Origin of the sequence: Lysinibacillus sp. FSL R5-0849 (assembly GCF_038595075.1) — a bacterium.
GTDB lineage: Bacteria > Bacillota > Bacilli > Bacillales_A > Planococcaceae > Lysinibacillus > Lysinibacillus fusiformis.
This window is the reverse complement of record NZ_CP152004.1, coordinates 217908-239644: the sequence shown is the minus strand read 5'-3', so window position 1 is coordinate 239644 and position 21737 is coordinate 217908. Positions and strand designations below refer to the sequence as shown.

The window sequence follows — 21737 nt, the reverse complement described above, 5'->3', positions numbered from 1 at the left end:
GGATCCGGCCATGAATGTAAAGGGTCTATTGATTGCACGTAATAGGCAATAGCTTCTTAACTTTCCCACGCTGGTATGAGCCAGATCAGGTCCAAAGGGTCAAGAAACCTCTATGCGTTTCCCTCTCAGCCTGACTCATCAGACCCCCCTAGTTAATACTATTCAGTTTGATGCTAGTGTAGCAGATATTGCTAAGAGATGGAAGTTATCATTTAAATATTTTCTATTAGGTAAACAATACATCCGCAATATAAATCACAATCGTGACCGTTATACAACTCACAATGGTTGAGAATAAAACGGTTTGTGCAGCTGTTGACGACTCTACATCATACTCTAATGCTAGACTTGAACTGTTGCGGGATGTGGGAAAAGCACTTGCTATAAATAATGATTGTGCCACAACCCCATCTAAACCCAGCGCATAGATAATGACTAAAGCCACGGCTGGTCCGATAAATAATCGCGTGAAGCAGCTGACGAATACTGTTTTATTAAACATCGTTTTGATCTCCATCTGAGACAATTGGGCGCCTAGCGTGATTAATGCAACGGCAATAAAACCATCTGCTACATGGTCTATTGGTATTTTAATAAACTGCGGAATGCCAATATCAAAATAATTCATGGCCACACCGATTATTAAAGCGTGAATAATAGGCATTTTTATAAAGTCCTTAAAAATCGTCATGCCCGATTTAGTAGAGGAAATTAAATTATATAAACCATACGTATACGTTGTCATGTTTTGAAAGATAACGAGTATAACCTGGATGGCTACACCAATAGGTTGAGTGGCAAAAATCATTTGAGCTACCGGAATCCCATAGTTCCCAGAGTTAATGAGTACTACACTATTTTTAAAAACAGCCGCCTCAGTTTTGGCGAGGCCAAGCCCTTTCGCTAAAAAGTGACTAAGCAGCATTTGACTACCGATAAAAAGTACAACAAACAATCCGACTTCTCCTAGAACAGACAGCTTTATATTCGTCTCATATAAATTAATAAATACAGCGGCTGGCATAAAACAATATGTAATAAGCTGTGATAATGCTTTTAAATTAAAGCGAAATTTCTTTTGTAGAATAGCACCTAGTACAAGTAATACTAAAATAGGTGCGACAATTTGAAAGAAAATCATTCCAAGATACACCATATTGATGTCCCCCCTCCCTTTTAATAGTAGTGTCGATCATGCACTTGGTCAATGACACTTACTTTCATAATTAAAACCGTTGATTTCCACTACGGACGGGGCGCGCCTTGTTCCTATGGTTGAAAAGATTCAAAAAATCAAATCAATGAACGAGAACAATGTACACAATGTAAGAATTACCAAAACTCATTCATTTAGGGCCATGTATGATTAGGCAGCAAAGAATTATTTTTCATGAAGTAAAAATGAAAAAGGAATCGAGCATGAACTTCTCGATTCCTTTTATCAACAGTCTGAGCTACCTTTAGATTTTAGGTAGCCTTTTTCTTTACGCAAGCTTAAATAGATTAACTACCTCTTGCAGTTCATTAGAGATATCATTCATATTTTGCATAGACTCTGCCACTTTTTGCAATTCTGCTTGTTGGTCCATTGCAGAGGCACTTACTTGCTCAGCAGAGGCCGCTGTTTCCTCTGATATAGCCGATATACTTTGAATGGACATAATCGCTTGATTTTTATGCTCTAACATAGTAGACAACTGTGTCATTAGTTCACTAATAGAAGTTGCAATTGCACGTGACAAATCACTATTATCTTTAAAGGCCAATTGCGTGCTTTGTACGGACTCATTTTGAGATTGCATTAAGTCTGCATTTGATGCAATGACTGCAACTGTTTGCTGAGAATTTTCTAAAATACTTTCTACCGTGCTTTTAATAATTTCTGTTTCAGTTTTTGATTGCTCTGCCAACTTTCTTACTTCTTCCGCCACGACAGCAAAACCTTTTCCATGCTCACCAGCTCGTGCAGCCTCAATACTTGCATTTAAAGCTAATAGATTAGTTTGCTCCGTAATGCTTTGAATGGAGGCAATAATTTGATTAATATTGGCAATATTAGAAGCTAGCGATTCCATTTGCTGCTGAATACGGCTGTTCATCTCATTCGTCTCTATATTATGTTCATGTAAACTTAGAACCTCTTGCATGCCTTTTTCTGTTGTCACATTTGTCTTGTTGGATAAATCGTCCATTTCATTCGAAAGCGCAGTAATAGCGTCTATTTGATCCGATAAATCCATCATACGATAGTTCGTTTCTTCAGTATCCTCTGATTGCTTCGATGCACCCTGTGCAATTTCATTAATGGCTACTGATACCTCTTGACTAGAGGACACGATTTCATTAAACGCCTCATGTACCTGGTTAGAAGATTGGTTCAATAGAGTCGTGGAGTTTAACACCGCTTTAATAGCACTATTAGTTTTATCCAACATATTATTATAGGCCAATGCGACTGCCCCAATTTCATCTAGTTTAATATATTTATCCTCTACCTTTTGTGTTAAATCACCTGCTGCTGCTGTTTCAATTGAAGCACGTAAAAACTTGAGCGGCTTTAACTGTTTGTAAATAAATAGTACACTTGCAGCAGTCATCAAGGCTACCATTATAATGGATGCTATAATCGTATATATAAATACATGGTTATATGTTTCTAAAATTTTTGATTCAGCTAATACGATTTGAACGGTCCAAGTTTCGTCAATGTCCTCTAAAATCATTGGAGCAAACACATTATAAGCTTGATCCTTTAGTTCATTAGACTCTATGTACATACTTGTTAGCTCGCCGTTTTCCATTGTCTTACTTATGCTTGTCCAAGCAGGGTCGTCTTGCATATTTTGCCCATCCAGCTCTTTACCGAAGCTGTTAGCTGTTAGTACACCGTTATTTGTAATAATTGCCGCATAGCCGCCTTCCGGAGCAACAGACTTTGTCAGCTCATTTAAATAATCAATCGATACATCCGCCGTCAATACACCAAAAAACTTCCCTGAAGCATTGACTAATGGTACAGAAATTGTGGTCATTAGTACGGTTTGACCGTTTACACTATAGTCATAGGGCTCCGTTAAAACGGTCCGTCCCTCTTCTTTTGGCACCCAGTACCATTGGGATACATTTTTATCATCTACACCTTCAATAAGAGTGGTCGTTATTTCATTACCATTTTTACTTAAGTATGGTCCAAAACGTTTTTTGGAATCTACCAATGTAGCCTCATCATTTGGGTTTACAATAAGAGAATTCTGTTCAAAGATAGCTCCTACCCCTAATAAATCATCATTATTGGCTAAATTATTTTCCATGATGTCTAAAACACCTTTGGTAGATAGCGTCTTATTCTTCTCCATACTTTCAACGATCCGTTTCGTTGTTTGTAATGTTGTATTGGCTTTTTTAAAGCGCTCGCTCATAATAGCCGCTGATGATTCAGCCGTTTGCAATGTTCCATACTCTGCATCTTTAACACTTTGCTTTTTTATAATCATCCCCGTTGTCACTGTATAGGATAAAAATAATACTAGAAACAATCCTATTATTAGGGAAGATAGTTTCAATGCAATTCCTCTTGATTTCTTCATCACAAACACCCCCACTTTTATAAATAATCATAATGGATGGAAGGTCGTATCTCAATAAAATATTTAGCGAATAAAGTAGAAATTTACATAATTATAGATAAAAATACAGGCATATTAATAGATTTTTCTTATATATTTCAAAGTACTTATGACTCATTCAAGTTGCAACAATTAGTAAAACATACACTTAAAATACTAAATTATAGTAAAATATGCTATATTATCTATTAGATAAAATGATTGGAGTGACTTGCATGACAAATAAAGCGCTATCAACATTAATAGCCACGGCTATGACAGCGACACTAGTATTACCAGTGGCTACTGCACAAGCCTCTTCTTCCCTAAATCAATCAAGCTTATATGAAGCACAGTTTCAAGTTGCAGCAACAAAAAAAGTGGTCGGCAATGCCGTAACGATTAAAAACATTACAAATGATACGGTCATTACAACAAACGGTACATTTAGAATCCACAATGATTTAAAGCCCCTTTTTGATCATTCAAACAAAACAGCATTAACGAATGCATCGGCCACCATTGTCGTAAAAAACAAGCAAATTATTGATGTGACATCATTAACATTAAATAAAGCTGGTACGAGTAAAAAATCAGTATATTTTGATGGGGGTGACGCTCATGTTTCTGGTGATGTTACTGTGAACGCAGATTATGTAAACATACAAGACATTACGATTGATGGTCAGCTAATCATTACAAACAGAGTAAAAAAAGCTATTACACTTGATGACGTTTCTGTGAGCGATACGATTACACTAAAACCACTAATTATAAAGAAGAATGACTGGCTGTATGTTACGCTAAGAGATATGAAATCATCTACTATCAATGTAGCACGTACGAAGGTGAATATATCTTCTGACCAAGCGCTTTCTAAAATTGATATAGGAGGTAAAGTTCCTACTTTTGAGTTGAAGGCAAATGTGGAAAAGCTAACGATCAATGTAGAGGAAAACTTCAACCTTTTCGGCGAGGGCAAAATTGAACAAATCATTGTCAAAGGCGGAACAAAAGTAGCATTAAATTCTGGACACCAGGTGGGTAAAGTACAAGTAGACAATAAAAGCGTATCCGTTACCCTACCTGTTATTGATAAAAAAGAGCTAACTACGCTACTAGCATCCCCCCCTTACGTACAGGTTTCTATAAATGGATACGATATTTTAACAACTGACAAATGGACAATGCAGGTTGATCGTAATATTTTTGATTCTGCTGTGGCCAGCGCCAAAGCTGTAGCAAACAACAATAGCGCCTCACAAGAACAAGTAAAGAATGCTATTACACAATACAGAAATGCTTTATCCGTCTATCAAACTGCTCAAAAGTACGGCTTAAAATATGGCTATGGCTACGGCAATAGCGATAAAGCTACTCTTCAATCTTTAATCAATTCAATTCAGTATGTAACGGTTTCGTGGGGCTCAGATGTTTACCATAATAATCCATGGACAACGCAAGCTGAGAGGAACGCTATAGATTCCGCAGTTTCAGCTGCTCAAGCAGTTGTTAATAATTATTACGCTACTCAAACTGATATTACGAGTGCTATCAATAACTTAAACAATGCTATTTGGACTTATAAGAGTGCTTATAAGTATAATAATAATTATTATTATGGTAATAAATACAGCTTACAAACGCTTGTTAATCAGGCAAAAGGGATGTATGTGACTGTTTCAGAGGATGGATCAGGTTTATCATCTAATACCAATTGGACAACGTATATGGAATGGTACATTTTCGACTCGGCCGTATCATACGCTGAAACGTTTTTATCTAATAATTATTTCTCTGACTACGAAGTCTCATATGTCATTAATTATTTAAACACCGCTATTTCAACCTATAAAGGCCAGTATAAAAAAGGGAAAGATTAAATTCTTTCAGCTTGAAATAAAACAATGATGCTGACAAAACAAATCAATGAATATAACGTTTGATCAATGAGTTTCATAAACCTGTTAGGACGAAAACTAGGAACAACTATATCATCGAGCTTGCGTTAACTTCTCAATGGCTTTTTTTTCAATCTAGGGACTCTGCAAACTGCAAGAGTCCTTTTTATAATCATTATTCTATATAGTTAAACATTCATGTGCGTTAGCGCATTGGTCTGCTTCCATCTTTTATACCAATTCTCAATTTCCTCACTTGGTTCCACCGCCAAATGCTCCTGAAGCGCTTTTTTTAACAGTAAGTATTGCTCCTCAACAGCCGCTACATTATTCAGTAAATCGTAAAGTTTCATCAGGATGAAATAGTTTTCCTCTTCACCTGCAAAAAGAGCTTGAACTGTTTCCTGTACCTTAATAGCAGCTGAATAGTTTTCATTTGTTATATAAAATTCACTAAGCTGATGGGCATGATGTAACCATAGTCGCCTTAAACGCTCTTTCTCACTTTCTGCCCATAGATAATCACAATCGCCTAAATAATCACCAGTATACATTTGGAATACTTGTTCATGCTGATCCACGGTTGACTTTTCTAGTGAAGGTAAAGCTTTCAAGCTAGACAGCCATTGTTCTACATCTACAACAGTTTGTTCCAACAAAAGTTTATAGCCTGAATTGAGCAATGGACTTGAAATTTGCACACCTTCCAGCCCATAGTTTTTTAATGTTTGACGTATTGTATAAATGGCCGTATAAAGTTGTTTCGATGCTTTATCTCTATCAGACTCTGGCCAAAATAACTCTAAAATGGTATCACGATATATAATTTCATCACGGTGATTAAGTAAGTAAGCAAATAACTCTTTCGCTTTGGATGTTCGCCATTTTAAAATTTGTGTTTGGCCGTCTGGCGATACGACATGGAGCCCGCCAAATAGATTAATAATTGTAGAGTTCATTGAACTTTTTTTGTGTTTATTATTGATCTGTTCAAGACGATCCAATGTCTTTTCTAAACGTGAAATTTGTATGGGTTTCAATAAATAATCAACAGCATGTAAATTAAAGGCATCTAAAGCATATTGATCGAACCCTGTTGTAAAAACAATCTCTACATCTGGCAATAATTCTTGAATTTTCTCCCCCAGTGCTAAACCATCCATATCCGGCATGACTATATCTAAAAATACAACACTTGGTTGTATACTCTGTATCTCATCCATCGCTTTTAGAGAATCGGTGTATTCTCCAACTACTTCTATCCCTGGAACCTTACTTTCTTCAAGCAAGGTTTTTAATCTCGTTATTGATAAATATTCATCATCTACTAGCACGATTCTCATTATTACTCCTCCTTAAAAACTACTCCTTTACTTATTATCGTTTATTTTTCTAAAAAATTGAGAGATAGCATTACTTTTGAAGGATAAATAATCCAATTTGTAGACATCTACTGATATAGGATAAAAAAGAGCACGCCTCCTAAAAAACCATATTTTAACTATTAACAACTTCTATTATTTACCATAAAAAAATTAAAATAAACTGGCCTAACCGCTCATTTTTATATTCTCTCTGTCAGATGATTTTCGGTCATTACAGCCCATTATTATCCGGTAGTACTTGTCCCACAACAAAACAATTCTTTTTTGATGCCGTTTAAATAGGTACTGAAGTTATATACTCTCACTAAAAACACATAACCAATCTACCTATTCGGCCAAAAAATGCATAAAAAAATCCCAGGCTATGATAAAATTGATACAACCCCATATATTGGATAGATTTCCGTTTCGAATAATATAATTAGGAGGCATCTCATAGTATGAAAAATAAAAAAAAATTAGCTCTGCTGTCTTTAGTGGCGGTCCCATCGCTCCTTTATAGTGCACCAGCATCTGCTGCTAATGTGACTGGACAACCAAGCGTGGCATACATATACAGCACTTCTTACTACAATTCTAACGTGTCAAATGTTATACAATTGATTAACAATATTAACTACACAACCTCTACCTTCCAAGTAAATTTGGAGGCAGCACTTAAGGCCTACAATGCACTAACAGAGCTGGAAAAACAGTATGTAACAAACTATTCCACATTGTCAGCACATCAACAGACAAGGATTTCTTACCGTAAACTGGCAGCACAAATTGAGGAAAAGTTATATTCAGTAGAATCTACAGCTGTTAATTATTATCAAAATGTCATGGAAACAAGAGATTGGTATAATACCTTAAATGCAGCACAAAAAACTTTTGTAAGTGCAGCCGCGCAAAAAATATTAACATCATATATTGCGCCTAATACATCAGTTGATAAAGTAGTAAATAAAATTCAACTAATTAATTCATCTCGTCCAACTTTCCATAAAGATGTAGCTGATGCTCGAGCAGAGCTATATGCCTTACGTAGGTTTTCATATGTTTCTTTACCTACTGGGGTTGAACAACTTCTACTTGACGCTGAACAACTTGTATTGAAGGATAAGGCTGCTGCTAAGGCTGTAGAAAGTGCCATTGCAGCTCTATCACCAAAAACCTCTACTCCGCAGGATGTACAAGAAGTAAAGACGGCTTTTGAAGCTCTAACACCTGTACAGCAGCAACTCGTGCCAAATGTTTGGACTTTGGTTGATTTTGTCCAAGGGAAATATACACTCCCTTCAAAAGGGAACGTCCCTAAAACACCTGTACTATCAGATATGGTAGCTATACCAGGTAAAACAACGGCTATGACGAAAAGCAAGAATATTTATAAAGCCAAAATAAATGTTTCTGATTCCGAGATTGATACAGAACGCTTTATTTTAACAACAAAGGATAAAATAACAATTATCATTCCGCCACTTTATACATTAATCAATGAAGATGAAGGTGTAATCGACATTCAAGTAACAAAAAGGGGAGATCGCATTACTCTTCAGGCTACATTAAATAAAAAGCAAGTTACATTCGATGCGAACATGGAGATTATTATTGAAGGTTTATCAGCAAACTCATCGATCAACCACTTAAATGACTTTGGCAAGCAAGTACCAGCCGACTATATCGTTAGTGGAAACCGTCATATTATCCCAACAATGACACCTGGGACATTCCAAATCATTAGAAATTAAACATTTTAAAGCACTAAAGATACCCATTTCAAAGGTTTCTTTAGTGCTTTCTTAAAGCGCCCCCTTAACCTGTTGTCCATTTATGAGGCACCATTTATTTAATTTACTGTAGCTAATAGACGATTTACAATGAAATCAAGCTGTTTAGTTAATGAATATATATCATTGTAGTAACAAAAACCAAAATCAATTTCCACAAGTCTGCCTTCTTTAACAGCTGGAATAGCGGACCAAACTGGATGGTCAGTTAAATCTACCATCCCTTCATACGATGAACGAAAAACATAATCTCCTGCATACTCCGTTAATACTTCTAAGGATACATCTATCGCCTCCTGAGTATTATTCTTATCATCTATTTTCTGTTGAATAATTTCTGGCGCACGCATTCCTAAATATTCATACAATGCTTGAGAACCACGTCCAAAGGTATAACTTGTTACAACTGACATTTTCCCTTTGCCGCCTTCCATAATACTAACTGTTTTATCTAATACACCCACCGCTTTTAGCTGTTCTTTACTGTCTTCTACTTTTGTATAAAAATTAGTCAAAAGATCTTTTGCTTCTTTCTCTTTCCCCAGCACTTCACCAATTTTTTCTAAACGTTGATCTAAAGATGTTGTGGCGTCATCTATCACAATAGTTGGAGCTATTTTTTTCATCTGGCCATATAGTTCTTCATTCTTTGGAATAATGATGACATCCGGCTTTAATTGAATCACTGCCTCAACATTCGGCTCAAACCATTCACCTAAACTTTCGACTGTTTTTAATTCCTCCTCAAATGCAGCGCCCTCCTGTATCTTAGAAGAACCCACAGGTGTTACACCAAATGCTAGGACGTCACCAGTATAATACATCACAACTACTCGCTCAGGATTAACGGGTATTTCAACGTCCCCTTTAATAGTGGATACAACCTTTGTTTGTGATTTAATTGCTGTTTGTGCAACAGAGGTCTTATTTCCCTCGCCCCCCGTATTCGTAGATGTTCCGTTGCTACAAGCGCTTAATAAAAGTGTTAAGCATAGAAAAAGTGTTGCAATAGTTGATACTCCTCTTTTATTCATTGATTCATACTTCCTCCCTTTATATTGATAACCATTCTCAATATAATCTTGGAAGTTCCAATCGACAATGGAGTATCTTTCAGACATTGAAGGACTATCTTTTACTAGACGATCTATTTGTTCTTTTTGACGAAACTTTATGGGTGAGATCCCTACTCTTTTTTTGAATAGTCTACTAAAATAATAAACATCATGATAGCCGACGCTCATAGCTATATCACGTAAGCTAGCATCTGTCTCCACAAGCAAAGTGGACGCCTTTCCGATTCTTAGCTGAATTAAATACTCAATAGGACTACAGCCTATCTGTTGCTTGAATTGAATAGATAAATGTGATGGACTATAACGTAATGCCTTGGCAATTGTGTCTAACGTCAATGGTTTTGCGAAGTTTTCTTCTATGTATGCTTGAATTTGATAAGAGACATTCAACTTTGGGATGTCGAGACTCTCTTGATCTAACTGTATAAAAATTTCATTTAAAAATTGATAAAATAGTGATTTAACTGTAAATTTATCTAGATTACCGGCATTTCTCCATTTACTATACATTTGATGTGTTTTTTCGAACATAGTAACAGGTGAGCTTGGTACAAAACCGTATTGATATTTGAAAGGATTATTTCTATACATGGCCGCTACTACCCTTTTATTAGAAGTTAAAGGAATAAAGGCTCGATAGAATACCATATAGTATTCAAACCCTTTATCTTTAGCCATGATTTGCAGAGTAGAGCCCTTCCCACTGTGGATAAGATGAAAGCCCTCTAGTGTATATTTGTTTAAGTCTATATAGATATCTGCACTACCTCCTGTAGCATAAAGAAACATATTAGCAGGTAATTTATACAATTTACCAATTTCCTCAGGTTTGAATAGCTCATAACGTATATCTAGTATTTTTGTCGTGGCATGATTCCAAAGAAATAGAAACTCCTCATCAGGTAGCATTCTTTATCATTCCTTTCCATTCAGCTACTCCAAGTTTATTATAATTGATAATAGTTCTCAATTATATTTTTTAATAAATAGATATTAATAGAAAAATCACTCTGGCAATACAAGGCTAGAGTGATTTTGAACTTATCTTTAATTTCTTTTAACTTGTTGGACTATCATTTCCGTTACTTCTTCGATTTGCCCAAGTATAGAAATTGGATCTGAAAACCAGAAACTCCATCCATCTATTTCGAAAATTTGATCATTTTGTACAGCATCAAGTGTTTTCCAAACAGGTTCACTTTTATAATCATATGTTTCTGTTGCTTTATCAACTGCCATAAAAATATAATCACCTGCATATTCTGTAAGTAATTCAGGGGATAATTGCAACCAAGGCTTTTCAGGATCAATATCATCTATTACTTTTGATGGCGGCGTTAGTCCAAGCCCATCATAAAATGACCGCCCTGTATAACCATTACCGTATAATGTTATATCATTTTTTGCCCCGCCAGCTAAAATAGTAACAGTTTGATTCTTGCTTATAATATTTTGAACGGTTTGTTTGGCTTTTGCTACTCTTTGATGATAGTCATCTAACCATGCCTTCACTTCTTCCTCTTTATCTAATATTCTACTAAACTCCTCCAATGTCTCATCCATTTCTAAAGTAAACGGTATTAAAACAGTAGGGGCTATTTTAGAAAAGGCTTCATATTTCTTTTCATCACCTGTAATAATAAGGTCTGGCTTCAAATCTACTACGGCTTCAAGGGAATCCTCAAAATAAGTAATTCCTTCGTTATGGTCTTTTAAATAAGGGCTTTTCATATAAAGCTCCTGTGTACCTACTGGTTTTATGCCCAAGGTCAATAAAAAACCAGGGTACGTATCCGTTACGACACGTTTCGGGTCAACTGGAATTTCTACATCCCCTTTCACAGTAGAAACGATTTTCGTTGTGGACTGCACTTCCGCAGCCTGATTGGTTGCCGCCTTTGTCTCCACATTATTGGTAGTATTCATAGCACTACCAGAACATGCACTTAGCAATAAAGTGAAGCATAGCAATAAAGTCGTCATCATAGAGGACTTTGTCTTTTTATTCATCAGTAAATCTCCTTTTTGTTTATATTGATAATAATTATCATTATCAATATAATGTTGTATCCACTTTTTATCATTAGACAAAGAAAGCCGATACATAGGACGATACGATTTATGTTGTTTTGGTTGCTGCTTAAATTTCATGGGGGTTAGACCACTGTGCTTTTTAAAAATACGGATAAAATAAGAAACATCTTCATAGCCAACACTCGAAGCAACCTCTTGCAAGCTTAAAGTTGTATGTATTAATAACTGCCGCGCTTTTTGAATTCTTATTTGAATAAGATAATCAATAATACTTCTACCCGTCTTTTGTTTAAATTGCTTAGCTATATAGGGCACACTATAATTCAACATTTGGGCAAGTGATTCTCGAGTAATCGGTAGATTGTAATATTCGTCTATATAATTTTGAATTTGCTCCACAGGATCTGGCTGTTGAACATTGACATGCTGTTGATGTAATTGCTGCAAAAGTTCATAAATAATTTGGTAGAAAAGTGATTTGACATGGAAATGCCCTATATTGTTCTGTTTGAGCCACTCTCGATGCATAGTTTCTATTTTTTCCTGTAATGTGAGTGCATTTGTAACTTGAAAAGCATATTGAAGCTGAACAGGTTTTTCCCTTTCCCATAGCGCTAGCATGCCTTTTCTAGATGTAATAGGCAACGTCGCTTTGTAGAGAATTAAGTAGTACTCTAAACTATCTTCTACAGCACTAATATGTAGGCAGCTTCCTTTGCCAGCATGCGCTATATTAAAACTTTCTATCATATAAGATTTATTGTCTAATATTACATTAGCTTTCCCTTTGATAGCGTACAGGAAACCGCTAGCTGGTAAACGAAATGAGCTAGGCTGCTCATCACCATGTATCTTGATATACCGTATATCAAACACTTGGATAGTAGCAGACTTCCACAGAAGGATATGATCATCTATATTCACTGTTTGTATACACACCTTTCAAGTCAAATAATAGAATGGCCCCCTTGTAAATATTATAAATGATAAACATTCTCAATAATATCTAAAAATGTAATAATAAAAAGAAGCATCTTCACTAGGAAAGATGCTTCTATAAGTTTCTTAATTGAGACGGTTAAACTAAATAATCAATCACCATTTTCTACTATTTTTTATTCGTTAGCCAATTTGTTAATTCCTCAACTTGCGCCAAGACTGCTGTTGGGTCATAATACCATGAACGTTCCTCAGGCCAAACATAAAGATTATCATTTTTTACAGCTGGCAGGCTGCCCCATATTGGATCTTTCTTAAAATCTTCAACAGTTCTATCATTTGAAGTTAAAATAATGTAGTCTCCTGCATAATCTGCTAGTATCTCTTCGGAAATCTCAGCCCACTGCTTTTCCATAATTTCTTCTGCTACATTTGCAGGTGGCTTTCGACCAAATGACTGATAAACTGGCTGTCCTCCACGTCCAAAGTTGTCACCATAAACATAAATAGATTTGCCTGCATCTTCAATAATGGAAAAACTCGCTTCCTCTGGAATAATCGCATCTACCTGTGCTTTTGCATCGGCAATTTTTTGATCATATTGGGAGAGCCAATCCTTTGCTTCTTGCTCTTTTCCAAGTAACTCACCGAAATATGTAAGCTCCTCATGTGCATTTTTCAATTCCCCGTATGGGATAACTACAGTTGGAGCAATTTTACTTAAAGCATCATAGTTTTCTCCATTACCAGTAATAATCAAATCCGGTTTGAGTCCTAAAATCCTCTCAGTCGACGGTTTCCCATATACACCGATATCTTCTACACCTTTCAATGCTTCCTTTAAATAATAGTTTTTAAGAGCTAGCCCAGGGGCTCCCACTGGTTTGACGTCCAATACAAGTAAACTCGCAATATATTCCTCTGCTACAATACGTTGTGGATTAGTCGGAATAACAATCTCACCATTTGTCGTCTGAATCGTTTTTGTCTCTGCTTCTTTAGTATCTTGTTCTGTAGCTGGACTAGCGGTCTTTTCCTTTTCTCCACAAGCCGTTAACAGTAGAAGTAATAGAAGAAACAGTGGCGTTAAGAATTTTCTATTTTGTTTAAGCATTTTTTCCCTCCATACACATTAATTGATAATCATTCTCAATAATTGTAGAAGAATGACAAATATCTGTCTATGCATGAAAGTGATGTATTGCCCTGTAATTTTATGATGTCAGTACTTCCATCAGTTTTTGCAATTGAGCTGCTGTAGATAAAGGGTCATATCCATAAAATAATTCATACTGATTAATAAAATACACCTGCTTCTTTTGCACAGCCGCAAGTGACTGCCATTTTTCTGAGTGTAATACAGTTAATAGACACTCTTTTCCGAAATCTTTTGTAGGAAGAGCCGTTACAAATATATAATCAGCTGGAAAATGAACGATTTCTTCAATATCTACTGTTAAATACCCTGTTTTTTCTATATTATGTGTGACAATCTCATCTGGTCTACTAAACCCTAAATCTTCGTATAATATATGACTCCCCCTTCCATGACTGCTATTTAGACAATAAGCTGCTTGACTACCTATTTCCCAAACAATAGCAGTACCCCTTGCCCCAAGCTGTCGATCAAGAAGTTGATTGCATTGAGCTACCTGGTCATCATATTGCTGAAGCCAATGATTATACACTTCTCGTCTATCTACTAAATTGGCAATAAGCTCAAATTGCTCTCGCCAACTTAACTGTCTACATGGCAGCTCGAATATAGGGGCTAAAGACAGTAAAGATTGTTTTTCTTTGCCACCACTGTAGTTAATAATGACATCTGGACATGCTACGGCTATCTCTTTATAATTTGAAGTAATATCATACTCATAGCCCTTCAATTTCTGTGAGGAAGGAACAGACTTGATATTCTCTAAAAATGGGGAGTACACCCCTAACACTGGCGTAATACCTAATGCCAGTAAGCAGGCAGTATGATTGGCATTGAGTACAATGAGACGCTTCGATTTTTGATAATAAACTGTAGGCGATACACCGACAATTTCTTTAAATTTCCGGCTTAAATAGGTCCCCTCTCTGTAGCCTACTACTTGGGCTAAATCATCTAATTTTGGCATCCCTAATAATAGTTTTTTCTGAGATTCCCTTATTCTTAATAATGTTAAATATTCGCTATACGTATATCCAGTGTGCTTATGAAACGTACGAGAAAAATGTTCGGGACTTACCTGTGCTTTTTCAGCCATTTGCTCTCTTGTTAAGTCTTCATTGAAATGTAGATTCATATAATTAAGTACCCTATCAATCCACAAATCTTCTTGTTGTTTGTGAGTACGTAAATGGTGGTACAGTTCTTCTAACATTTCACCAAATAGTTTTTGTAAACGAAACGGATTACTTTCAACTGTAATTTTCGCTTCTCTTTCTATCTCCTTGACTAAATCCATGAGACGATATGAGCAATGTTCCATTAAAGTGGTGTCTTGTAATAAACTAACCAATTTGGGGCCATAGGCACGATATTGAATGACAACCCCTATACTTCCGCTTGCTTTAAGTAGATGGAAATCGTCCACATCATCCACAAACATAACAGAATTTGAGCTAAGCTGAAGCTTCCTACCTTGTAGCGTACACAAGGCATTACCCTCATAAAGTACAATGATAAAAGGGTATGCCGACTGATCTTTTTTGGCACAAAATAGTTCTTCTAATTTCATAATTTGAATAGGTTGATAAAAAACATGGGACAGTAACTGATTATCATTATACATTCTAGTTCTATCTCCTAAGCTCTTAATTGATATTGATTATCATTTTCATTATAATGGAATAGAATAATAGAAATCAATTGAATTGGGAGGCTTTTAGCTTTGACAAATTTTTTTAAAAAGAATTCCTTATTCACAGGTATTCTCCTTTTTTCGATGCTCTTAGCTGCATGTGGAAATCAATCATCTCCCTCAGCAGATAAGGCTAAAGTTAATCATTCAAATCGCGTGTTAACAGATTCTTTAGGTCATGAAGTAACGGTCTCCGAAAGTCCTCAACGTATCATTGCTCCCTATCTAGAAGATCACCTCGTGGCTTTAGGCATTAAGCCAGTAGCACAATGGTCAGTAAAAGGTGGGACATCTATTCAAGACTACCTTCAGGAATCATTAAAGGACATTCCAACAATTGAGTTTGATCTTCCCTTTGAAGCTGTTACAAGCTTTAATCCAGATTTAATTGTAATTGGTTCATCTGAAATCGCAGAAGGTGAAAAATACGAGCAATATAGGAAAATTGCGCCTACATATGTAATGGGAACAGAAGATAACAATTGGCGTAACAAGCTTCTGAAAGTGGGAGAAATTTTCGATCAAACAGATAAAGCAAAGGAAGTTCTTACAGATTATGATCAATTTGCTAAAGAGGCAAAAGAGGATATTCACAAAAAGGTGGGGAACCCTTCAGCCACTGTCATCTGGAATATTAACAATACAATTTATATGGTAAGTGATACAGCCTCGAGTGGTATTGTTCTTTATGAGGATCTTGGGCTGAAAACACCTAGCCTAGTGAAAGAAGTATCCGCCTCTGCTGCTGGTGATTGGTCACAAGTATCTTTAGAAAAATTCGTACAAATAGATGCTGACTATCTCTTTGTTATTAACAGTGATCGGGCAGGCAGCTCTACATTACTAAATGATCCTCTCCTAGCAAATATACCTGCCATTAAAAATGGCCATGTTTATGAGTTTGACCAAAGCTCAAGCTGGTTATATTCTGGGGCCATTGCTAATCGCCAAATCATTGAAAATGTGTTAAATAGTATCGCTAAGTAAAAATACCCCTTCAGCTACCTTACATGCTGAAGGGTTTTATTGTGTTCGATATTTTAAAAAGTCTCGAGGGTTCACCCCATATTTCTCCTTAAACACCTCAGCAAAATGACTTGGATTAGAATAGCCCACTGCATTAGCTACTTCCATAACATTCATGGTTCCGTTTTGTAATAATAAACTTGCCTGCTCCAAACGCTTCTCACGTAAATAGCCAAACACTGTTGTACCATACATCTCTTTAAAGCCTTTTTTCAGCTTAAAATCATTTAAACCAATTAAACGAGACAGCTCCATTAAAGAAGGAGGATTCATCATATTCTCAACCATGATAGCTTGTGCTTGAAAAAGTTTGTTTCTATCGTCACGTGAGAATTCCACCGGGTTTATGGATTGAGGGAAAAAGGACTGAAATGTACTTGTTAAAAGCTGTAAAGCTATGCTTTCTAATTGCAAATTAGTTATCTGATTAGCTGCTATCGCTTCTAGAAGCTGTTTCACCATAAGCAAGTCTGGTGGGTTTATTTTCTCTTGAAACAAGCGATAAGGAGACCCACGAAGAATCCTTGAAAATCTGCTGGAAGCACCATCATACTCATTGATTTTTTTCATGTAATGGTTAAACGTTGTTACAGGTATACCAATACTGACCATCTGATAAGACTCATCTTTATTAAATAAAAAATTTGCCTCTATAGATTCCATCAATTGCAGTGTGCATGTCCCTGCCTTTACCCTATATTCACAATTAGAAATGTGAACTCTTCGTGTTCCCTGCAAGCAGTAGCTTATTTCTACCATTGGCTTCGTTGTTAAAATATTCATTTGATAGTCTTGATGAAATGAATAATCTGATATAACCACTTCTAAATCTGTACGGGGCAAGAAACGATGAATTGCCCCTTCCTTCATTGTTGATTGGAATTCCATATAATGTATGGACGTTTCCTGTGGCTTTAGTACATTTAATGCCTGAAAAAATTGAGTGAAATTTTGATGAAAGTCCACATTCATAGAGTTCACCATCTCCTTAGCACTTCAATTGAGAATTATTATCATTAATTATCTAAAGTATAACCTAAGTCCAATCTTTAAGCTATGACATTATACCTCTTCATTCTGTTTTTCAACCAATGTACATACGAGTACTATACATAAAAAGAAAATAATCGCTCCAAAGCCATATGCAACTGAAAATCCACCAAAATACTCAATCAACCAGCCAGCTAAGCCTGGTCCTATCATTTGACCCACTGCATAAAAAATAGAAATAAAACCAATAGCCGATGCAACATTCTGAGGAGACACTTCTTGACTGGCTTTCATTTGTATTAACACCAGCACACCACCAAGTGATGATCCCCAAATTATAGAGGATACTATAAATCCTCTAATGTTAACTAACATAATAGGCAATAAATCTCCAACGACCGATAATAGTAATGCTATTATTAATGCCTTTTTAACACCCATTTTATCTGCTAGCATTCCCCAGAACGGTGCACCTCCAATCGAAACAATCCCTGCAATGGCATACACAGTACCTGCCGTTGCACTGGACATACCAAGATTCAACATATAGCTTGTTTGATATATATTTGGTATGAGATAGACAAGACCTACTGCAAAATAAATTCCTGCTATTATATACAGCCCTTTACTGCGCCATACCGCAATGTGTTCCTGTGTAATATCCTTTTTAGAAGTATGCGGTTGCTTTATGGTCCAAAAAGCCAGCAACATTACAATCACCGTCAAAAACGCGAATATTAGCCAAGTTCCACGCCAACCTGATACAGGAAAATGCTGTAGCATAAATGGTACGAGTAAACCGGATAATAGCATCCCAATACCAGCGCCGCTCATTAACAGCCCCATCACTATCCCTCGTTTCTTGGGATATAAACTAACAGCTATCGATAATAATGGTGTATACACAAGTGCACTTCCTGCTCCGACAAAAAACAGTGAAATAGCAGCCCACCCAAAATTAGTGACGAACACTAGACTCGTTAACCCTAAAACGACACAGCCCCCTCCTACTAATAGAACTTTTTTTGCACCAATACGCATTGTAAGTATTCCTGACATACCTACAGTAAATAAATAACCTAAAAATAATATCGTACCTAGAGAACCAGATTGAGAGGTTGTGAAGCTCATTTCTTCCTGCATAAAAGGCAAAATAATACCATATGACATACGAGCAAATCCTGTAGTCGTGACGATTAATAACATACCTGTTATGACGAACACCCAAAATTTTTTCATCCTTAAACCCCTTTCATTGTTGAATCATAGTGTAATAAAAGGTTAACTTTCTACCGATTAAAGGATGATAATACGGTCAAACGGATTTTAATTTCTGTCGTAAAACATCATCAATGCGATTTTTGGATAAACCTCAATGACCTATATTTAGTTTGTCCATTGTTCTAAGATAAGGTTTAAATTATGCTAACTTATGATAATGATTATCAATTACGGAGGAAAAGATATGAAAAAATTAAACCGACATATGCTCATTTGTAGCCTCTTACTACTGGTTGGAGTCCTATTGGCTGCTTGTGGTTCTAACAATGAAGAGACTAATCGAAAAGAGACAGCAACGGCAGAACCGACAACACGTATTTATAAGGATTATTTAGGTCATGAGGTAGAAATCCCTGTGAATCCTGAGAGAGTAGTTTATCATGGCGAAGGATACGGGGATGTGCTTGCATTAAATATCAAAACAGTTGGTGCAGGATTCTCATGGATTACTGATTATGCTTGGGAAGATCGTGTAAAAGATGTAGAGGACGTTGGTTTTCCGATTAATGTAGAGCAAACATTATCATTAAAGCCAGACCTTATTATTATTGGTACATCTGATGAAAAGACATATTCCCAGCTTTCTAAAATCGCTCCAACTATAGTGTTTGATACGTTCGCCCCATTGAACCAACGTTTAACGGAACTGGGCGATATACTTAATAAAAAAGAAGAAGCAGCTCAATGGATAGAGGATTATACTGATAAGGCGGATAAAATGTGGGAGTCGCTTGTGGCTGTTGGGACTGTTAAACCAGATGAAACTGCATCTGTATTAACATACTACCCAGGAGATCGATTATTTGTAATGGCACGTGCAGGGCTTTCTCAAGTTTTATACGATTCAAATGTTCTTAAGCCTGGTGATAAGATTCAAAAAATACTTGATGATGGAACAGGCTTTGCTGAAATCTCTACAGAGCTTCTTCCTGAATATGCTGGCGATCGAATTTTCATCCTAACGCCAGTAACTGATGAAGCGAAACAATCGACAAAAGAAATGATGGACAGCCCTATTTGGAAAAGCTTACCTGCGGTTAAAAATGGGCATGTATACACGATTGATATTCAGAAAAGTGATAGCGATGCCTCAACTAGAGAATGGTTATTAACAGAATTACCTACTATGTTAAAAAAATAGATTTAAAGAGACATTTCATCTTTGTTGAAATGTCTCTTTACTTTTTATACAATAAAGTTAATTGATAATCATTTTCATTTAGCAAGGACGTGAATAAATGGAAGACAATCATTCTTTTAGTCATAATTTATTATTTCATTTAGTAGATATTGACTGTATTTCACAGAGCTACCCTTTTATTTGCCCATCACACCATACGATGATACTTTTTACGGATGGCTGTGGGACATTAACGATAGATGACAATCCCTATTTGGTGACCAAAGGAAAGATTTTTCTTATACAACCTCATTCCATGATCGATTTATCGGCTCTAACAAATGAATTCTGTTTCTATAAAATAACCTTTACAGCTTTCCAGCTACAACAGGAGCTACCTTCTCCTTATCTAGGGCCTATTTTTTCTGCTGAAGTGGAGCATACCGTTTATCCGAATACACGGTTTATCCGTCTTACAGAAGATCTATATCAATTAAAGACCAAATCGGATTATTTTAAACAGCAAGGCGTTTTATATGAACTATTACATTTATTATTTGAACATCAGCTTCATAGAAATGTCCAATTAACTATGACGAAGGCAGTCGAGGAAACGATCAACTATATACATAAATATTATCAACAGCCTTTAACAGTTAAGATGCTAGCTGAACTTGCTCATATCGCCCAATGGCAATATAGTACAATCTTTCAAACTTTAACAGGGAAGAAGCCGCTAGATTATATTACAGAATTACGTCTTACAAACGCAAAGGAATTATTACTACAAACTAATGAGCCATTAAAGGATATTGCACAACAAGTTGGATTTGATGATGAATATTATTTTAATCGCCGCTTCCGACAGGTGATCGGTATTCCGCCAAAACAGTTTGCACGACAATATAGGCGACGAACAGTGGTAAAAGATTGGACTGGACATGAAGTCATGATCCCATCCGCCCCCCACCGGATTATTTATCACGGAGAAACGTTTGGGGATATGCTGATCTTTGATGTTCAGCCAATAGGCGGTGACAAGAAGTCTATTAGTAAATCCTTTTATAAAAACCATGTTCCTTCTATTCAAGATGTGGCCTTTCCCATTAATCTTGAAAAATCTTCGAAGCTAAATCCAGATTTAATTATCTTTACAAATAATGATGAGCAGCAATATCAAGCACTATCATCAATTGCTCCAACTATTACCTTAAATTCTTGGGATTCGTTAGAGGAACGCATCCTTCTATTAGGACAATGGCTTAGCCAACAACAACGAGCAGAAGATTGGCTAGCCCGCTATAAAGTCCAAGAAAAATCAATGTGGCAAAAGCTCCAATCAGTCATAGACCCGGGCGAAACAGCAACGGTCTTGACCTTTGATCATGGTAAACGCCTTTATGTCATGGGCTGTACAGGTCTATCCCCTGCTCTTTTTCATCCAGATGGATTTCAGCCTCACCAGCAAGTTAAAAAATTGCTTCAATCAGGCAATGGATATAAAGAAATACCGATAGATCACTTACCAAAGTATGTTGGTGATCGAATTTTCCTGCTCTTATCGGATAAACCCGACTCGCAAATGGCCACGATGGAATTAATGAATAGCGATATTTGGAAGGATCTCAAGGCTGTACAGAAAAACCACGTATATTTAGTAGATGCAACAAAGTGGAATTATAGCGATGCCTTTACGAGAGAAAAGTTACTTGGCGCATTACCGAGATTATTAATTACTACAAAGTAATATAAATTCAAG

The 21737-nt window shown here is 36.3% G+C and carries 14 protein-coding genes and 1 riboswitch; of the genes, 5 read left to right on the top strand and 9 right to left on the bottom strand.

What is annotated here, in order from left to right; all coding sequences use genetic code 11:
• Nucleotides 1-45: 45 nt before the first annotated feature.
• Nucleotides 46-160, bottom strand: a riboswitch (TPP riboswitch).
• 66 nt (nt 161-226) lie between these two features.
• Together MKY80_RS01120 and MKY80_RS01115 are read right to left on the bottom strand one after the other, a co-directional pair.
• On the bottom strand, nt 227-1156 hold the full coding sequence (locus MKY80_RS01120) for an AEC family transporter (protein WP_089986927.1): 930 nt from the start codon (nt 1154-1156) through the stop codon (nt 227-229).
• A gap of 328 nt (nt 1157-1484) precedes the next feature.
• A complete protein-coding gene (locus MKY80_RS01115) occupies nt 1485-3587 on the bottom strand; it encodes a methyl-accepting chemotaxis protein (protein WP_089986926.1) in 2103 nt (700 codons plus the stop codon).
• Nucleotides 3588-3841: 254 nt separating this feature from the next.
• On the opposite strand from MKY80_RS01115, the gene MKY80_RS01110 reads away from it, so the two are divergent.
• Nucleotides 3842-5488, top strand: a complete 1647-nt coding sequence (locus tag MKY80_RS01110) for an S-layer protein (protein WP_253734949.1) — start codon at nt 3842-3844, stop codon at nt 5486-5488.
• A gap of 206 nt (nt 5489-5694) precedes the next feature.
• On the opposite strand, the gene MKY80_RS01105 is transcribed toward MKY80_RS01110, so the two are convergent.
• Nucleotides 5695-6849 carry a response regulator gene (locus tag MKY80_RS01105; protein ID WP_089986924.1) on the bottom strand — a complete coding sequence of 385 codons (1155 nt, stop codon included), beginning with the start codon at nt 6847-6849 and terminating at the stop codon, nt 5695-5697.
• Nucleotides 6850-7331: 482 nt separating this feature from the next.
• On the opposite strand from MKY80_RS01105, the gene MKY80_RS01100 reads away from it, so the two are divergent.
• A complete protein-coding gene (locus MKY80_RS01100; protein WP_089986923.1) occupies nt 7332-8624 on the top strand; it encodes a hypothetical protein in 1293 nt (430 codons plus the stop codon).
• Nucleotides 8625-8722: 98 nt separating this feature from the next.
• Here the strand turns inward: MKY80_RS01100 and MKY80_RS01095 are convergent, their stop codons facing one another.
• The 4 genes from MKY80_RS01095 to MKY80_RS01080 form a co-directional block, all read right to left on the bottom strand.
• A complete protein-coding gene (locus MKY80_RS01095; RefSeq protein WP_089986922.1) occupies nt 8723-10648 on the bottom strand; it encodes an AraC family transcriptional regulator in 1926 nt (641 codons plus the stop codon).
• Between the two features lie 138 nt (nt 10649-10786).
• Nucleotides 10787-12697 carry an AraC family transcriptional regulator gene (locus MKY80_RS01090; protein WP_139207552.1) on the bottom strand — a complete coding sequence of 637 codons (1911 nt, stop codon included), beginning with the start codon at nt 12695-12697 and terminating at the stop codon, nt 10787-10789.
• A gap of 184 nt (nt 12698-12881) precedes the next feature.
• Nucleotides 12882-13826: an ABC transporter substrate-binding protein gene (locus MKY80_RS01085; RefSeq protein WP_089986920.1), complete on the bottom strand. Its 945-nt coding sequence runs from the start codon at nt 13824-13826 to the stop codon at nt 12882-12884.
• A gap of 100 nt (nt 13827-13926) precedes the next feature.
• Entirely contained in the window at nt 13927-15492 is a 1566-nt protein-coding gene (locus MKY80_RS01080; RefSeq protein ID WP_089986919.1) for an AraC family transcriptional regulator, read from the bottom strand.
• Between the two features lie 99 nt (nt 15493-15591).
• Between MKY80_RS01080 and MKY80_RS01075 the strand changes: the two genes are divergently transcribed.
• Nucleotides 15592-16548, top strand: a complete 957-nt coding sequence (locus MKY80_RS01075) for an ABC transporter substrate-binding protein (protein ID WP_342531571.1) — start codon at nt 15592-15594, stop codon at nt 16546-16548.
• A gap of 36 nt (nt 16549-16584) precedes the next feature.
• Here the strand turns inward: MKY80_RS01075 and MKY80_RS01070 are convergent, their stop codons facing one another.
• Both MKY80_RS01070 and MKY80_RS01065 read right to left on the bottom strand, forming a co-directional pair.
• Nucleotides 16585-17559, bottom strand: a complete 975-nt coding sequence (locus MKY80_RS01070) for an AraC family transcriptional regulator (protein ID WP_342531569.1) — start codon at nt 17557-17559, stop codon at nt 16585-16587.
• Between the two features lie 90 nt (nt 17560-17649).
• Complete coding sequence (locus MKY80_RS01065; RefSeq protein WP_342531567.1) at nt 17650-18816, bottom strand: MFS transporter; 1167 nt, start codon at nt 18814-18816, stop codon at nt 17650-17652.
• 226 nt (nt 18817-19042) lie between these two features.
• On the opposite strand from MKY80_RS01065, the gene MKY80_RS01060 reads away from it, so the two are divergent.
• Together MKY80_RS01060 and MKY80_RS01055 are read left to right on the top strand one after the other, a co-directional pair.
• Nucleotides 19043-19999 carry an ABC transporter substrate-binding protein gene (locus MKY80_RS01060; RefSeq protein WP_107922587.1) on the top strand — a complete coding sequence of 319 codons (957 nt, stop codon included), beginning with the start codon at nt 19043-19045 and terminating at the stop codon, nt 19997-19999.
• Nucleotides 20000-20096: 97 nt separating this feature from the next.
• A complete protein-coding gene (locus tag MKY80_RS01055) occupies nt 20097-21725 on the top strand; it encodes an ABC transporter substrate-binding protein (protein WP_089986915.1) in 1629 nt (542 codons plus the stop codon).
• Nucleotides 21726-21737 lie beyond the last annotated feature (12 nt).

What these genes read in the sequence shown, in the direction of transcription:
- MKY80_RS01120 (WP_089986927.1), bottom strand. Translation starts at nt 1,156, where the DNA reads ATGGTGTATCTTGGAATGATTTTCTTTCAAATTGTCGCACCTATTTTA.
- MKY80_RS01070 (WP_342531569.1), bottom strand. Translation starts at nt 17,559, where the DNA reads ATGAATGTGGACTTTCATCAAAATTTCACTCAATTTTTTCAGGCATTA.
- MKY80_RS01100 (WP_089986923.1), top strand. Translation starts at nt 7,332, where the DNA reads ATGAAAAATAAAAAAAAATTAGCTCTGCTGTCTTTAGTGGCGGTCCCA.
- MKY80_RS01095 (WP_089986922.1), bottom strand. Translation starts at nt 10,648, where the DNA reads ATGCTACCTGATGAGGAGTTTCTATTTCTTTGGAATCATGCCACGACA.
- MKY80_RS01105 (WP_089986924.1), bottom strand. Translation starts at nt 6,849, where the DNA reads ATGAGAATCGTGCTAGTAGATGATGAATATTTATCAATAACGAGATTA.
- MKY80_RS01115 (WP_089986926.1), bottom strand. Translation starts at nt 3,587, where the DNA reads ATGAAGAAATCAAGAGGAATTGCATTGAAACTATCTTCCCTAATAATA.
- MKY80_RS01060 (WP_107922587.1), top strand. Translation starts at nt 19,043, where the DNA reads ATGAAAAAATTAAACCGACATATGCTCATTTGTAGCCTCTTACTACTG.
- MKY80_RS01085 (WP_089986920.1), bottom strand. Translation starts at nt 13,826, where the DNA reads ATGCTTAAACAAAATAGAAAATTCTTAACGCCACTGTTTCTTCTATTA.
- MKY80_RS01055 (WP_089986915.1), top strand. Translation starts at nt 20,097, where the DNA reads ATGGAAGACAATCATTCTTTTAGTCATAATTTATTATTTCATTTAGTA.
- MKY80_RS01080 (WP_089986919.1), bottom strand. Translation starts at nt 15,492, where the DNA reads ATGTATAATGATAATCAGTTACTGTCCCATGTTTTTTATCAACCTATT.
- MKY80_RS01110 (WP_253734949.1), top strand. Translation starts at nt 3,842, where the DNA reads ATGACAAATAAAGCGCTATCAACATTAATAGCCACGGCTATGACAGCG.
- MKY80_RS01065 (WP_342531567.1), bottom strand. Translation starts at nt 18,816, where the DNA reads ATGAAAAAATTTTGGGTGTTCGTCATAACAGGTATGTTATTAATCGTC.